The sequence below is a fragment of the Pirellulales bacterium genome, assembly GCA_019636345.1.
Lineage (GTDB): Bacteria > Planctomycetota > Planctomycetia > Pirellulales > Lacipirellulaceae.
The window spans coordinates 613134-628249 of the sequence record JAHBXQ010000002.1 but is presented as its reverse complement, the minus strand read 5'-3'; the positions used below and the strand labels follow the sequence as shown (position 1 = coordinate 628249).

The 15116-nt window shown below is 65.9% G+C and carries 10 protein-coding genes; 5 read left to right on the top strand and 5 right to left on the bottom strand.

Features of this window, described 5'->3' with window-relative positions:
• The first annotated feature begins 3 nt into the window (after positions 1-3).
• Together xdhB and xdhC are read left to right on the top strand one after the other, a co-directional pair.
• A complete protein-coding gene (gene xdhB / locus KF688_06350) occupies positions 4-2415 on the top strand; it encodes a xanthine dehydrogenase molybdopterin binding subunit (GenBank protein ID MBX3425283.1) in 2412 nt (803 codons plus the stop codon).
• Between the two features lie 70 nt (positions 2416-2485).
• Positions 2486-3262: a xanthine dehydrogenase accessory protein XdhC gene (gene xdhC, locus KF688_06345; protein MBX3425282.1), complete on the top strand. Its 777-nt coding sequence runs from the start codon at positions 2486-2488 to the stop codon at positions 3260-3262.
• 86 nt (positions 3263-3348) lie between these two features.
• Here the strand turns inward: xdhC and KF688_06340 are convergent, their stop codons facing one another.
• The 4 genes from KF688_06340 to KF688_06325 all read right to left on the bottom strand — a co-directional run bounded on the left by KF688_06340 (position 3349) and on the right by KF688_06325 (position 9812).
• Complete coding sequence (locus tag KF688_06340) at positions 3349-4458, bottom strand: alanine--glyoxylate aminotransferase family protein (GenBank protein ID MBX3425281.1); 1110 nt, start codon at positions 4456-4458, stop codon at positions 3349-3351.
• Between the two features lie 107 nt (positions 4459-4565).
• A complete protein-coding gene (locus KF688_06335; GenBank protein MBX3425280.1) occupies positions 4566-6422 on the bottom strand; it encodes a hypothetical protein in 1857 nt (618 codons plus the stop codon).
• Positions 6423-6502: 80 nt separating this feature from the next.
• Entirely contained in the window at positions 6503-8419 is a 1917-nt protein-coding gene (locus KF688_06330) for a Na+:solute symporter (GenBank protein MBX3425279.1), read from the bottom strand.
• Positions 8420-8750: 331 nt separating this feature from the next.
• A complete protein-coding gene (locus KF688_06325) occupies positions 8751-9812 on the bottom strand; it encodes a glycoside hydrolase family 130 protein (protein MBX3425278.1) in 1062 nt (353 codons plus the stop codon).
• 337 nt (positions 9813-10149) lie between these two features.
• Here KF688_06325 and KF688_06320 point away from each other — a divergent pair, with 337 nt between their 5' ends.
• On the top strand, positions 10150-11214 hold the full coding sequence (locus KF688_06320) for a LacI family DNA-binding transcriptional regulator (protein ID MBX3425277.1): 1065 nt from the start codon (positions 10150-10152) through the stop codon (positions 11212-11214).
• Between the two features lie 151 nt (positions 11215-11365).
• Positions 11366-12727 (top strand): MFS transporter, encoded by a 1362-nt coding sequence (locus KF688_06315; protein MBX3425276.1) that lies wholly within the window; start codon positions 11366-11368, stop codon positions 12725-12727.
• Between the two features lie 89 nt (positions 12728-12816).
• Here the strand turns inward: KF688_06315 and KF688_06310 are convergent, their stop codons facing one another.
• Positions 12817-14370, bottom strand: coding sequence for a DEAD/DEAH box helicase (locus KF688_06310; GenBank protein ID MBX3425275.1), 1554 nt, complete (start codon positions 14368-14370; stop codon positions 12817-12819).
• Positions 14371-14705: 335 nt separating this feature from the next.
• Here KF688_06310 and KF688_06305 point away from each other — a divergent pair, with 335 nt between their 5' ends.
• Complete coding sequence (locus KF688_06305) at positions 14706-15092, top strand: hypothetical protein (protein ID MBX3425274.1); 387 nt, start codon at positions 14706-14708, stop codon at positions 15090-15092.
• Positions 15093-15116 lie beyond the last annotated feature (24 nt).

Below are 15116 nucleotides of genomic sequence, written 5' to 3'. Positions count from 1 at the left end.
CGCATGGGAACCATCGGACGCTCGCTCCCTCACGATTCCGCCCGCGGCCATGTCGCCGGGTCGGCTCACTACATCGAAGACCTGCCGGCCGCGGTCGGCGAGTTGTGGGTGACGCTCGTCGGCGCCCCTGTCGCGGCGGGGAGGATCCGCGCAATACATGTCGAGCGCGCCGTCGCGACGCCCGGCGTCGTCGCGGCGTATACGCACCACGATCTTCCGGGACACAACGTCTTCGGGCCGATCATCCCCGACGAGCCGTTCTTGGCCTCCGAGCGAGTCAGCTACCTCGGCCAGCCGGTCGTGGCGATCGCAGCCGAATCGCGCCGCGCCGCCCGCACCGCGGCGAAGCTGGTCGCGATCGAGTGCGACGCCGAGGCGCCGATTCTGTCGATCGAGCAGTCGATTGCCGCCGAATCGTTCATCGGTCCCCGCCGTGTTATCGAACGCGGGGACGTCAACGCTGCATTCGCGGCAGCGCCCCACGTGCTGGAGGGGGTGTTCGAGAGCAACGGTCAGGAGCAGTTCTACTTCGAGTCGCAAGCGTCGCTGGCAATCCCCGAGGAAGAGGGGCGGGTGCGGGTGATCAGCTCGACGCAAAACCCCACCGAGACCCAGACCATGGTCGCCGAGGCGCTGGGGCTGGGGCTGCACGAGGTCGTCTGCGAATGCCGGCGGATGGGGGGCGGCTTCGGCGGCAAGGAGACCCAGTCGGCGATCCCCGCCGCCATGGTCGCGCTCGCGGCGGTCAAGACCGGCCGCCCTGCGCGAATCGTCCTGACCAAGGACGAAGACATGCGCGTCACCGGCAAACGGCATGCCTACAAGAGCTGGTACAAGGTCGCGTACGACGACGACGGGCGGCTGCTCGCCGTGGCGATCGACTTTTACTCCAACGGCGGGGCGTTCGCCGACCTGAGTACGTCGGTCCTGGAGCGAACCTTGCTCCACGCGGACAACGCGTACTTTCTCCCCGCGGCACGGATCACCGGGCATATCTGCCGGACGAACCTCCCCCCCAATACGGCGTTCCGCGGTTTCGGCGGGCCGCAGGGGATCGTCGTCATTGAGAACATCCTCCAGGAAGTCGCCCAGACGCTCGGGATCGACGCCCTCGACGTCCGGCGGGCCAATCTCTACCGCGACGGCGATGACGCCCGCAACACGACCCACTACGGCCAAGTGGTGCGCGACCATGTGCTGGTCGAGACGTTCGATCGGCTGGAGACGTCCAGCGACTACCGCCGCCGAATGGCCGAGGTCGAGCGGCACAACGCGACCCCGGGCGCGGGAACGGTGAAGGGGCTCGCCCTCACCGCAGTCAAGTTCGGCATCTCGTTCACCGCCAAGTTTCTCAACCAGGGGAACGCTCTGGTCAACGTCTACACCGACGGCACGGTCCAAGTCTCGACCGGCGGGACTGAAATGGGCCAAGGGCTCAACACGAAAGTCCGCCAGATCGTGGCCGACGAATTCGGCCTGGAGGTCGAGCGCGTGCGGCTGATGACCGCCTCGACCGAAAAGAACCACAACACCTCGCCCACCGCCGCCAGCGCGGGGACCGACCTCAACGGCGCCGCGGCGGTCGACGCCTGCCGGCAAATCAAGCAACGCATGACGGAGTTCGCGGCCGATCGGTTCGCCGCGGCACATCCGGAACTGCCTCGCTCGGCGGCCGACGTCGTCTTCGTGGACGGGTTCGTCGTCGATCGGCGACTCGCCGACCCGGCTCACCGGATCCCCTTCGACCGCTTCTGCGACGCGGCCCGGCGCGAGCGGATCGACATCGGCGCCCGGGGATTCTTCGCCACGCCGGTCGCAGGGATGGACTGGGACCAGGGTCAAGGTTCGCCGTTTTTCTACTACACCACCGGCGCCGCCGTGGTCGAGGTTTCGATCGACCGCTTCACGGGCGATCTGACGCTTGATCGGCTCGATCTGGTGATGGACGTCGGCCGCATGATCAATCCCGGCGTCGACCGCGGGCAAGTGATCGGCGGACTTGTCCAGGGCCTCGGCTGGTGCACGACCGAGGAGCTCAAATACGACGACCAGGGCGCGTTGCTCTCCACCGGGCCGACGACCTACAAGATCCCCAACGTCACCGACCTGCCGCGCACGATCACGGTCGACTTCATCGACAACCCCAAGCACGCCGTCAACGTGGCGCGCAGCAAGGCGGTCGGCGAACCGCCGCTGATGCTCGGCATCGCGGCCTGGGCGGCGGCGAAGCACGCCTTGTCGCAGGCCAACCCGGCCCACGTGGCGCCGCTGCGCCTGCCGGCCACCAACGAGGAGTGCCTCATGCGGCTGGTCGAAGCGCTCGCCGCCAAGGAAACGCCGCTCGCCCCGACCAATGGCCGCCCCCGGTCCGTGCCGGGAATCCCAGCGCCGCAGATGGACGCGGAATCCCGCTGAGGAACTGACGGCGATCGATTCCTCGTCCAAGTCGCCCACTCGCCTTCAAGCGTCCGACTTGCCCCGCGTCATGCCCACGTTCATCGAACGCTATGTCGAGTTGGCCGCCGCGGGGACGCCGTTCGTCGCCGTAACGCTCGTCGACGCCGCCGGGTCCACGCCGCAAGACGCCGGCAGCAAAATGCTCGTCACCGCCGCGAGGCTCGATCACGGCACGGTCGGCGGGGGGAAGGTCGAAGCCAAAGCGATCGGCGTGGCCCAGGATCTGCTCGCCTCAGGGGAGCGGACCGCGTTTCGCGACTGGAGCCTCAAAGCCGACGTCGGCATGACCTGCGGCGGCCGCGTGCGGTTGTACTTCGAGGCCGTGAACGTCGCCGCGTGGCGGGTCGTTGTGTTCGGCGCCGGGCATGTCACGCAGGCGCTCGCCCCCCTGCTGGCGGCGCTCCCCTGCACCGCCACGGTGATCGACCCCCGCCGCGAGTGGATCGAGCGGCTCCCCGACGGCGTCGCCAAGGTTGTCGCGGCGCACCCGCCGGACGAGGTTGCAAAGCTCGCCGACGACGCCTTCGTGCTTTGCATGACGCAAGGTCACTCGAGCGACCTGCCGGTCCTCGTGGAGATCTTCCGCCGCGAGCGACCGCTGCCGTTCGTGGGAGTCATCGGCAGCGACGCCAAGGCCGCCGTGCTCCGCAAAGATCTTGCCGCCGCCGGCGTTCCGACGGAGCGAATCACATTTCACTGCCCGGTCGGTCTGCCCCTGGGGACGAACCACCCGGCCGAGATCGCGGTGAGCATCGCGGCCCAATTGCTGCAAGTGCGAGATGCGCTGCAGGGGGCGATTCGGTAGCCTGGCAAGACAATCACGAAGGCCGGCAGGGCTCCGAGGCCTCCAGCAACTCACGTGGTCCGCGGTCCCATGGTCCTCGCTCTGCCTCACGCCGTCGCGGGCGCCAACGCGTCGATCCCCGCAAGGATCCGCGCGACGCTTTCCTCGGTGGCCCCGTGGCCCATGAGGCCGATCCGCCAGCATTTGCCCGCCAGGGCGCCGAGCCCGCCGCCGATTTCCAACTGCCGATCCGTCAGCAACTGCCCCCGCACCGCGGCTTCGTCGTCGACGTAGGAGGGGATGTTCACCAGATTCAGCATCGGCAACGAGTTGTCGGGGTCCGACGCGTAGGTAAACCCGCGCTCGACGAGCGCCGCCTTGAGTTGCTCGTGCACCCGGCGATGCCGCGCAAAGCGGGCTTCGAGCCCCTCGTCGAGCGCCAGCCGCAGGGCCTCGTGCAGCGCATAATTCATGTTGATCGGCGCCGTGTGATGATACGCCCGGTTGCCCGACCAGTAGTTGCCCACCAGTTTGAGATCGAGATACCACGAGTTGCACGGCGTCTTGCGGTTGGCGACCTTCTCCATCGCCCGCGGCCCAAGCGTCACAGGCGCCAGCCCCGGCGGACAGGAGAGGCACTTCTGCGTCCCCGAGTACGCCGCGTCGACCTGCCATTCGTCGATCTTCACCGGCAGCCCGCCGAGCGACGTGACGCAGTCGATGACGAACAGCCCCCCGTGCCGCCGGACCGCTTCGCCGATTCGATCGACCGGCTGCAACGCGCCGGTCGAAGTTTCCGCATGCACCAGCACGACGACCTTTGGCTTCAGCCGGTTCACTTCGTCGATCACCGCGTCCTGGTCGAACACCTGCCCCCAGTCGGCCGTGAGGTTGTGGACTTCCCCCCCGGCGCGACGAGCCTTGTCGGTCAGCCGCCCGCCGAACACGCCGTTGATCCCGACGAGACATGAGTCCCCCGGCTCGACGAGATTGTCCATCAGCATCTCGGCCCCGGCCGAACCGGTCCCCGAGCAGGCAAGGGTCATCTCGTTCTTTGTTAGGAAGACCGCCTGCAGCATCTCGCGGACTTCGTTCATGATCCGCATGAATTCGGGGTCCATGTGCCCGATGCAGGGCAACGCCATCGCCTCGAGCACCGAATCGGGAACGGGCGAGGGCCCAGGGCCGTGGAGATAACGCGTGGGGACGGACAGCATGACGGTCTCGCAATGGGGGAACGATCGCCAAGTAAGCGGCAAGGCGGGATTATAGCGACTCTCCCCCCGCGGCGAAATTCCGGGACCGTCTGTCTCGACCTGCGATCTCAAGGCCGCCGCTGTGCCAGGAGGTCGTAAGCGATTTCTACTCGCGAGACTTGCACCGGCGCCTGCCCGGCCGCGTTGCGAATCCGCACCACGCGAACGGCCGGATCGACCGCCTTGGCCCGAAGCAGCATCGGTTGCAGGTAAGCGTAGTCGCCGGCGCCGCGGCGGCGGCTCTCGCTCGCGGCGGCGAGCGGCGCAAATTCGACGCCGTCGGTCGATCCCTCGATCACGCACCCGTGGTCGGCCGATTCGGCGAACAGCCACGCCGCGACGCTCTCGACGGGGTTCGGCAACCGATACTCGATCGCTCCATCGGGGCCGAGTTCGACGCGGTGCATGTCCTCTTGAGCCCGCCGAGCGCGATCGGATCGGAAGGTCGCCGGCCCGGTCGTCCCCGCGCGGAGCGACTCGTCAGCCAGTTCGTCGACAAGCAGCCGATGGTCGACCCGCACGGGGCCGACGATGTTCGAGGGCGCCGACTCCCCCCCGGCGCCGCGGGCGATCACGCGGTAGTAGTAGGCTCGCCCGGGGCGAATCGTCGCGTCGCAGAAGAGCGGGCGATATTGCACGGCGGCGTCGCTCACGTGCCCGCCAATCGTCAGCCAAGGCCCCCCGGCCGCCGCGGACCGCTGGACGTCGTACCCCGAGGCCCCGGCCGAACCTTGCCACGAGATCCGCCCGGGATGCTCGATCGGCAGCAGCCGCGCCGCCGCCGGCGCCGTGAGGGCGGGCAGGTCGGCGTCGCTGATCCTTCGTGCCGCGTCGGCAAGCGTCTCCAGCAGCGGACGTTCCTCGTACAGATCGCCCGACGCGAACCCAGGCCAGTGGTACGCCTTGAACAGATTGGCCCCCAGCGGCTCGTCGTGCCAGTAGAAGCCCCCCTCGCGGCGATGAAACCGCAAACTCCAGTAGAGCGCCCCGGCGACGTCTTCCTCGATCACCGTCGCCAACACGCGGCGAGCCTCTCCGACGGGGATGAATCCGATCTCGCCGACGAAATAGGCTTTCTTCCCCCGCGCCAGCCCGGCGCCGGCGCGGATCTGTTCGACCATGTCGACTCCCGGGCCTGGGTAGTGGTGGGTCGTCACCGCGTCGACGTTCGGATCGTCGAGCGAGCCGACCGGCACGCCGTGCAGCGACCGGCCGTCGATCACGAGGTGATTCGGGTCGAGTTCCTTCAGATACGCCGCGATCTCGGCGGTCCATTCCGGGGGCGCGTCCAGCTCGTTGCCTGTCTCCCAGCCGAAGATCGTTTTGTCGTTGCGATACATGATGCCGTTGACCGTGTTGCGACGAGTCACGACGTGGCGGATCGTCGCTTTGAAGTCGTCGATGATCTGCCGATCGGTCCAGAACGCCTTCTTTTGTTTCCCGCGAAAGGCGGCGTACTCGTCGATCCCGCCCATCCAATGCCAGTTGTCGACCAGCGGCAGTATGATCCGTACGCGCTTCTCGGCGGCGATAGCAAGAGCCCGGTCAAGCGCGACGAACGCTTCCTCGTTGAACCGCCCGGGGGCAAGGACATGAACGTGCTCGCCCATGTCGGAGCCTTGGCGGCGGACGGTGACGACGTACGTCCGCGCCACGCCGCCCCCCAGTTGGCGGACCGACTCCAGCGCGTCGGCGATCTCGAACTCGTCGGGCCACCGCCAGGGGGACTCGCCAAGAAAGTCGAGGGCGTCCTCGATCGCGATCAGGTTGGGGATGTTCCAGGAGACGAACCGCAGTCGTCTTTCGCCGTCGAAGAACCGGCCGTCGCAGACCGTGACGAAATGCTCGAACTCCGGCCCCTCCGCCGCTTGCGCTCGCGGGACCGCGAAGCAGGCCGAGATCGCCCCGACCGCAATCGTCGCCATGGCCGCAACCATGCGGGCAATGCCCCTCGCACCGCCCCGACCCCGCCCGTCGCCGCCTCGCCTCGCGCAAGCCATGGCTCTCACCCCGTTGCTGCCGCTTGCCGAGCGGCGACGGGCGTCTCGACGCCGGCGATCGCCGCAAGGTCGGGCGGATAGTCCTCGATGCGGTCCAACCAGGAAATCTTCAGAAACAAGCTGGTCAAGGCGACGGTCGCCAACGACCACGCGAGCCCTCGCCAATCTTGCACGACAATGAAGACGCCGGTCGCAGTGAGCGCCGTCTGCCACGCGATGCCGACCGCCGAGTTGAGCATGTCGCGGCCGAAGTCGCGGTTCGGCTGCACCCCCGGCCGGTCGTCGGCGACCAATTCATGGATCGGCCCCCAGAAGCCCCAGGGACGGACTTTGAGGTAAAACCGCTTGAGCACGTCGAGATCGTCCGGCCTCGTTGCGAGCGAACCGCCGACGCACCCGGCAAGTGAAATGGCGAAGATAAGCGGAAAGCAGTAGATCTCGGCGTGGCGCCCGATGATCTCCGCCGTGGCGAGTCGCTCTGCGACGTTCGGCACGATCCCCGCGGCCGCCATCCCCGCGGCCATCCCCCAGAAATAGCCGTAGCTGTTGAACCTCCACCAGACCCACTTCAGCAGGTTCGCCGCCGTGTAGCCCCCGTACAGTGCGGTGACGATCCATTGGACGATCGCGCTGAGCGAGGTGACGTACAGCCCGATCGCCGTGCCGATCAGCACCACGACGATCGACACGGCATAGCTCATCGCCACATACTCACGATCGGTTCCGTCCGGCCGCACGTACCGCTTGTAGATGTCGTTGACCACATAAGCCGGCGCCGCGTTCACGGTGGCCGCGTAGGTCGACATAAACGCCGCCAACAGCGCAGCGACCAACAGCCCAAGCAGTCCGCTTGGCATGAACTCGCGCATCGCCAACGGCAAGACGGTCTCGAAGTCGACGGCGTCTCCCTTAGCCCGCAACTCGTCGGCAAAGAACGCCAGCGCGAGCACGGTCAGCCCGGCTACGAGCATGTACCGGGGCACGAGCAGCACGACGTTGACGATGCCGCTCATATAGGCCGCCTCGCGCGGCGAACGGGCCGACAGGACTCGTTGCATGTCGTAATTCGGGGCCGGGCCGGCGATGCTTTGCAGCGTTCCCTTGATGAGCATCAGCCCGACGAACCAGCCGAACAGCTGCCAACCGTCGGAGGCGATCTTTGCATCTGCGGCCGGAAGCAGCTTCGACCAGTCGAGATCGAGCCGGGCGCCAAACCGCAAGTCGCCCCACCCTGCCGGCGTCGCCGCCGCCAACGTCTCCGGGGCGACCTGCTGCATCGCAATCACGCCGACCCAAATGCACGCGATCGTCATGATCGCAAACTGCAGGATCTCGGTGAACACGACGCTGAACATCCCTCCCTTCACGACGTACGCCGTCGTCAACAACGTGATTGCAAGCCCGTAGTAATTCGCGTTCGTCGCCGGATCGATCGAAAGTTCCCAAGGCAAGAAGTTGGCCGCGCTCTTGCCGACGCCGATGAACCCGTACGCCAGGAATCCGACCACGTTGACCAGGGCAAACAACACGACCGCCATATGGGCAAGTTGCGCCCCGGGGCCGTCGCCGAAGCGAAACCGAATCCACTCGGCCCCAGTCATCACCCCTGACCGGCGCAACCAAATCGACAGAAACGCCATCATGAACACCTGGTTGAATACGGGCCACAACCAGGGGATCCAAACGCTCTTCAATCCGTAGACGAACAGCAGGTACACCATCCACATGGTGCCGCTGATGTCGAACATACCCGAGGCGTTCGACAAGCCCAGCGCGTACCAGGGAATCGAGTTGCCGCCGAGGAAGTAGTTCTGAATATTCTTCGAGGCCCGTTTCGAAATCCAAAAACCGATGCCGACCGTCGCGGCCAAATAGAGGCCGATGATCGCCACGTCGAGTCGGCTGAGGTGCAAGTCAGACATCGACCGGGCGCCCCTGCCCAGGGCGCGACGAAGGGGAACGGGGGCTGAATTTGAGCCGGGCGAACTCGCCCCCCGACCAGTCGCTGCGCGGTCGTCGGGATGCTAAGAGGTCCAGGCGAAAAGGCGAAGCACGCATTCCAAATTCCCAAGCATGCCCGAACCTCGAAATCCTCAAGCTCCAAACAACCGGGCGACTCCGTCGGATCGTCTTGATCTTCAGAGTGCGAATCTGTTCGGTTGCTCGTGCTTCGGAATTCGACCTATTTCGTTCACAGCACGAGAGACGAATGACATCCGCGCAAATCGTCCGGCAAGCGAGATCGCACGCGCGCTAGAAGACCGCGGAGTGCTCTTTCGTAAACGCGACGAGCTCGCTGAGATGAGCATACGCGATGCACGAGAACGTGTCGGCGGCGCCGTAATAAATTGCCAGCCGATCGTTCGCCTTGTCGACCAACGCCGCGCACGGGAACACGACGTTCGGCACGTGTCCGAAAACTTCGTAATCGGCCTCGGGGGTCATGACGTGCTGATTCGTGCGGGCGAGCACCTTCCACGGCTCTTCCAAATCGAGCAAGGCGGCCCCCATGCTGTAGACGAAGCCGTTGCAGGTGTCCATCACGCCGTGGTAGATCATCAGCCAGCCGTCGGCGGTCTCGATCGGGATCGGCCCGGCTCCGACCTTGGTCCGCTGCCACCACTGTCCCGTGCGATCCCCCCCTTTGCGCATCACGAGCCGATGCATGCCCCAGTGGCACATGTCGGGGCTCTGGCTCAGATAGACGTCGCCGAAGGGCGTGTGTCCGTCGTCGCTGGGCCGGCTCAACATCAAGTACTTGCCCCCGATCTTGCGCGGGAACAACACGCCGTTGCGATTGAACGGCAGAAACGCGTTTTCCAACCGCTCGAAGGATTGGAAGTCCTGGGTCTTGGCGACGCTGATCGTCGGGCCGTTGTGCCCGCCGCACCAAGTGACGTAGTACGCGTCATCGATCTTGCAAACCCGCGGATCGTAGGCGTACTCGGCCCCGTCGGGGGCGTCCTTGGCGCCGTGAAACGAGATCGGCGCCGGCTCGATGTGCCAATCGAGCCCGTCGTCGCTCCACCCGGCGTGCAGTTGCGGATACCGAGTCCGCAGTTCAACCCGAAACACGCCCGCAAAACCGTCGCCATACGGGACGACCGCGCTGTTGTAGATGCCCTGAGCCCCCGGCATGTGATGCCGCCCGATGACCGGATTTCCGGAGTGACGCCAAACGAGTTCACGGGATCCGGCGGGACGCTGTTGCCAGGGAATCGCCCCGGTTCCAACCTGGGACGTGCGTCCGTTTGAGCCGGCCTGCCCTGTCAGAGCGGCGGCGTCCGCTTCAAGCGATGAAGTCGTGTCTGCCATGGAATCCGTTTGCAGGTAAATCGGAGAGTCGATGCCGGGCGTCCCCGGGCGGTCCTGCGGTCGGAAGCAGTCGGACGGGGCTTGTCCAGTCGCCGCCCGAACAGGCGAGGAGCCGGTCGCAGCCCGCCTCGTTGCGGGATTGCGAACCGAAGGTTTAGCTTAGATCGGGTCGCGGGCATGTTCAAGTAGTTGAGCAGGTATTCTTTCGCGATTTGCCCCTGCGACGCATTGAGTCCGTCCGGCGAATCGCCGAATATGCTCCAAGATTACCGCTTCGCCGACGTGCTCGAGATTCAACTAGTTCACCTTCCACTCCCGCTCGAGGCTGCCACGAACTATGTCCGGCACCTCCGCACCCCGGTTGAAGGACGTCGCCGAGGCCGCTAACGTCTCGCTCAGCGCTGCCTCACGTATCCTCCGCGGCGAGCAGGAACGGTTCGGCGAGGAGACCTGTCAACGGGTCCTCGAGGCGGCCCGCAAACTCGGTTGGCGCCGCAATCTGCTCGTCAACGGCATCCAAACCGGCCGCACCAAAACGGTCGGCGTCATGATTCCGCCGTTCGATTCGTTCTGGGTCGACGTCCTCGCCGGGATCCACCTCTGCCTGGAATCGGCCGACTACTTGCCGATCACCGTCTGGGTCGGCGACTGCCAGGAGTTTCCGCACTTCGAGAAGGAGGAGGAACAAGGCCTACGGCAGATCAGCCGACTGCTCGATCGCCGGGTGGACGGGCTGATCCTGTGGCCGTCGTTCGCGGTGGCGTACTACGAACATTTTCGCGAGTTCATCGAGCGTCGCGTTCCGTGCGTGGTGATCGACCACGAGTTCTCAGAAGATCGGATCGCCGACTCCATTGAAACGGACGAACAGCGGTGCGCCCGCACCGTCGCCGAGCACCTGCTTTCGCTGGGCCATCGGCGGATCGCGTGCCTCTCGGCCCGCGAGACGGCTTGGCAAGCCTGGGCGGTGCGGCGCCGGGCCTCGTTCGAGGCCGCAGTTCACGAAATCGCCGGGCTCGACGTCTCGATCTGGCGACTCAATCAGTGGGGAACCAATGGCCTGGAAGTTGCCGCCGAGATCCTCTCGCTCGATCCTCGGCCGACGGCCGTCTTCTGCGTCACCGACCACGAGGCTGTCTACGTCTATGAGGCAGCCGAGCGAATGGGACTGAAGATTCCGTCCGACCTCTCTGTGATCGGGTTCGCCGATCTCGATTTTGCGGCGGCAATGCACCCCCCGCTCACCACCATGCGGCAGCGGCCGAAAGAGATCGGCCGTCGCGCGGCACAGTTAATTCTCGACCGCCTCGACGGCGACTACGGCGACAGCCCCCCGACGACGATCCGCGTCGCGGGCGACCTGATCGTACGGGCCTCGTGCAGCCCGTGCCATGCGCCGTAACGCGGGTGCGCCCCTCCGCTCCGGAAGTGTTTCTTGCGCTACGCTTGGGCGGACCTGGCGCGGCCTCGGGTGTCCTGTTCGACCCTCGCCGAGTACACTCGGCGAGCCTGATCGGTGTCCGGTCGTCGCTCCTGCTCTCTTGGACTGAGCCATGCCACAGCCCTCTCCCACGAGTCCCGTCGGAACCGTCCGCTGGGCCATCTGTCTTATCGCGGCAATCGGATTTGCGTTCGACATTTACGAACTGTTGATGCTGCCGCTGATCGTTCGTCCGGCGCTGTTGGATCTGGCCGGAGTGGCGCCGGGAACGCCGGAGTTCGAGAGCTGGGTGGGCAGGCTCTTCTTCGTCCCGGCGATGATCGGCGGGGTATGCGGCCTATTCGGCGGCTACTTGACCGATTTATGGGGCCGACGTCGGGTCCTCACCTACAGCATCCTGCTGTACGCGTTCAGCGCCCTGGCCGCGGGGTTTGCGACGAACCTCTGGTGGCTGCTCGCTTTGCGGACGACGACCTTCATCGGCGTCTGCGTCGAGTTCGTCGCGGCGGTCGCTTGGCTCGCCGAGTTGTTCCCCGAGCCGAAGACGCGCGAACGGGTGCTCGGCTACACCCAGGCGTTCTCGTCGGTCGGCGGAATGCTCGTGACGGTGGCCAACTTGCTGGCGCTCAAGTACGGCGACATGCTCCCGGCGATCTACGGCAATCACGAGGCGTGGCGATACACGCTCATCTCGGGGGTCATTCCCGCTTTGCCGTTGATCGTCATCCGCCCGTTCTTGCCGGAGTCGCCGGTGTGGGCGGCGAAGAAGGCGGCGGGGACCTTGCGACGCCCCAGCGTGAGGGAGTTGTTCTCGCCGCAACTCAAACGAACCACGATCGTCACGACGTTGATGTTCGCCTGCAGTTACGGCATCGCGTTCGGGGCCCTGCAGCACACGCCGCGAATTGTCCCGGGACTGCCCGAGGTGAAGGCCGCGGTCGCCGACATGCCGGTCCCCAGACAAAAAGTCTACGAGCAAGAGGTCGCCAACAATGTGAACCTGTTCCAGGAACTCGGCGGTCTGACCGGGCGATTCCTGCTGGCGATCCTTGCCGTGCGGATCGTCAGCCGCGTCAAGCTCCTGCGCGTGTTCCTCGTGCCGGCGCTGGCGGTCGTGCCGCTCTTGTATCTCTACCCGGCGCAGAACGATCTGCAGATGCTCAAGTGGGGAATCTTCGTCGCCGGTTTGCTGACGGTGGGGCAGTTCAGCTTCTGGGGCAACTATCTGCCGCGGGCGTTTCCGATTCACCTGCGCGGCACGGGCGAGAGCTTCGCCGCCAACATCGGCGGGCGCGTTCTGGGAACCTCCGCCGCGTTGGCGACCACCACGCTCGCCCCCTGGCTCAAACAGCAGTTCGGATACGAGAACCCGCTGGCCATGGCCGCGTGCTTCGTCGCCCTGTTCGCCTGCGCTTGCGGCACGATTCTCTCGTTCTGGCTGCCGGAGCCCGCAGGGGACGATCTGCCGGAATAAACCGCGCACGAATCTTCGCGATGCGCTGCCCAAGGCAGCCGCCGTCGGCGAGCAATTCTGCCCGCCGACGGGCCGGTCCTTGACTTCGCTTACAGTTCGCGGCGGCGACGGCGACGCGGGCGTCCCGAGGCGCCCCCGTCGGCAGGCTTGGCCGGAGCGTGAGCAGCGGCGGACGTCGTCGTCGACTTGCTGCGACGCGGCCGACCTGTCGTTTTGGCGCGGGCCCCGTGGGCCGGCCGATCGCCGCCGCGCGAGGCGCCTCCCTGCCGGGCGGGACGGCGGGCCGGACCGCGCCGGCCAAGCGAACCGCCGGAAGGATCGGCGATCTCCGCCGGCGCCGGCGTCAGCGGTTCGAAACCGGCCACGTTCTGCTCAACCGTGATCTTCGCCTTGATCAACCGCTCGATCTCGCGGAGCAAGCCCCGCTCGTCCCCCGAGCAGAACGAGACGGCAATCCCCTCGGCCCCGGCGCGGGCGGTGCGCCCAATGCGGTGGACGTAGGTGTCGGCGACCTCGGGCAGGTCGAAGTTGTAGACGTGCGAAATCTCGTTGATGTCGAGCCCGCGAGCCGCCAAGTCGGTCGCCACCAACACCGGGGGATTGTTCCCCTTGAACTGATCGAGTGTTCGCGTGCGGGCGCCTTGGCTCTTGTTGCCATGGATCGCCGCGGCTCGCACGCCGTCGCGATTCAGCCGTTTGACGAGCTTGTCGGCGCCGTGCTTCGTGCGGCTGAAGACCAACGTGCGCCCGCGGGGCGTCGATTTGAGCAGAGCCGTCAGGAGGTCTCCCTTGCGCTGCTTGTCGACCATGAATACCGACTGGGCGATCCGCTCGGCCGGGGCGCCGACGCGGGCCGCTTCGACCGACGCAGGAGAACGAAGCCACTGTTGAGCCAACTCGCGAATCGCCGCAGGCATCGTCGCCGAGAACATCAGCGTCTGCCGATCGGCGGGCACGGCGGCGACGATTCGCTTGAGGGCCGGCAGGAAGCCCATGTCGAGCATCTGGTCGGCCTCGTCAAAGACCAGGATTTCGATCCCCTTGAGATCGATAAACCCTTGCTGCATGAGATCGATCAGCCGGCCCGGCGTCGCGACGAGGGCGTCGACGCCGTGCCGCAAGGTCTTGACCTGCGGGTGCTGCGAAACGCCGCCGTAGACGACCGCGTGCCGCAGGGGGGTGTATTGTCCGTAACGTTTCAGGCTTTCGGAAATTTGGGCCGCCAGTTCGCGCGTGGGCGACAGCACCAGCGCCCGCAAACGGCGCGGTTTGGGCTGGCTCCCTTTCGGGCCGCGCGGCTGGTCTTGGGACGCGTCGCTGCGCGCAGGCCGATTCTGAGTCAGCCGATCGAGCATCGGCAGCGTGAACGCCGCCGTCTTGCCGGTGCCGGTCTGGGCGCAACCGATCAGGTCGCGGCCCGCCAGCACGACCGGAATCGCCTTGGCCTGAATTGGCGTCGCGACCTCATAACCGAGTTCGGCGGTCGCCCGGAGGAACGGTTCGGCCAAGCCGAGGGTGGAGAAGGGTGTCGTCACAGAGTGTCTTTCTGAAAAATGATCGCCGGCCAGCGCGAACGCAAACCCGGCGGGTTCGCCCGTTCGTTGCTGCACGACGGCCCCCAGGAAATAGGGGGCGTTTGCCATACTGCCGGCCTCCAGGTCCGTGAACGTCACAGGACCGGTCGTACGCCGCACGCGCAGCGGCGGTGCGGCGGAGGCCGCAAGGGGCAAGAGAATCAATCGCGCTCGAGGGCAGACGCCGGCGGCCAGGCAAATCCCGCGAGCGGGCGGACCGAAGACAGTCGGCCGACTCCCGCGGAGCCGGCTGCATCGAATGGGAATGACCACGACCGGCAATGCCGGAAGGTCTCACACCTTGAAGTTGCACAAAGGATAGCACACTGCCGGAGTTGGGCAAGGCGAAGTCGAGGCCGCGTCTTGGCTCTTGGTTCATCGCATCTTGACCTCCAGTGGTGAGAATGGAATCCAGCCCAGGATTGCCGGTCATTGCCGGTTCTCCTTTGTTTGCCGCGGGGAAGCTCGTGCAAACCCCTCAAATCGGCCCAGAAAACGGCACGCTTCGCCAAAAACGACCGGTCGGCTACAAGGAGCCAATTCCTGCCTGCATCGTGCGATGCGTTTTTTTCTCCTGTGTTTGCAATAGCGACCATGTGGCTGCAATCGCTTCCTCGGTTAATCTGGAATTAAGGAATCTGAAGTACGGGGCCGCCCACTCGGGAGCCCGCGGTTTCGCCGGTCCTTCTCCGGGCGTTGGCATTCCGGATTTTTGGACCTCCTTGTCGCAATTCCAGCCTGATCGCGACCGGGTCGGTCGCAATAATAGCCAGTATCAAACTGCCATCTGACGCCCGCTCGGTCGAGTTTGGGAC

What these genes read in the sequence shown, in the direction of transcription:
- xdhB (MBX3425283.1), top strand. Translation starts at nt 4, where the DNA reads ATGGGAACCATCGGACGCTCGCTCCCTCACGATTCCGCCCGCGGCCAT.
- xdhC (MBX3425282.1), top strand. Translation starts at nt 2,486, where the DNA reads ATGCCCACGTTCATCGAACGCTATGTCGAGTTGGCCGCCGCGGGGACG.
- KF688_06340 (MBX3425281.1), bottom strand. Translation starts at nt 4,458, where the DNA reads ATGCTGTCCGTCCCCACGCGTTATCTCCACGGCCCTGGGCCCTCGCCC.
- KF688_06335 (MBX3425280.1), bottom strand. Translation starts at nt 6,422, where the DNA reads ATGGCGACGATTGCGGTCGGGGCGATCTCGGCCTGCTTCGCGGTCCCG.
- KF688_06330 (MBX3425279.1), bottom strand. Translation starts at nt 8,419, where the DNA reads ATGTCTGACTTGCACCTCAGCCGACTCGACGTGGCGATCATCGGCCTC.
- KF688_06325 (MBX3425278.1), bottom strand. Translation starts at nt 9,812, where the DNA reads ATGGCAGACACGACTTCATCGCTTGAAGCGGACGCCGCCGCTCTGACA.
- KF688_06320 (MBX3425277.1), top strand. Translation starts at nt 10,150, where the DNA reads ATGTCCGGCACCTCCGCACCCCGGTTGAAGGACGTCGCCGAGGCCGCT.
- KF688_06315 (MBX3425276.1), top strand. Translation starts at nt 11,366, where the DNA reads ATGCCACAGCCCTCTCCCACGAGTCCCGTCGGAACCGTCCGCTGGGCC.
- KF688_06310 (MBX3425275.1), bottom strand. Translation starts at nt 14,370, where the DNA reads ATGGCAAACGCCCCCTATTTCCTGGGGGCCGTCGTGCAGCAACGAACG.
- KF688_06305 (MBX3425274.1), top strand. Translation starts at nt 14,706, where the DNA reads ATGGAATCCAGCCCAGGATTGCCGGTCATTGCCGGTTCTCCTTTGTTT.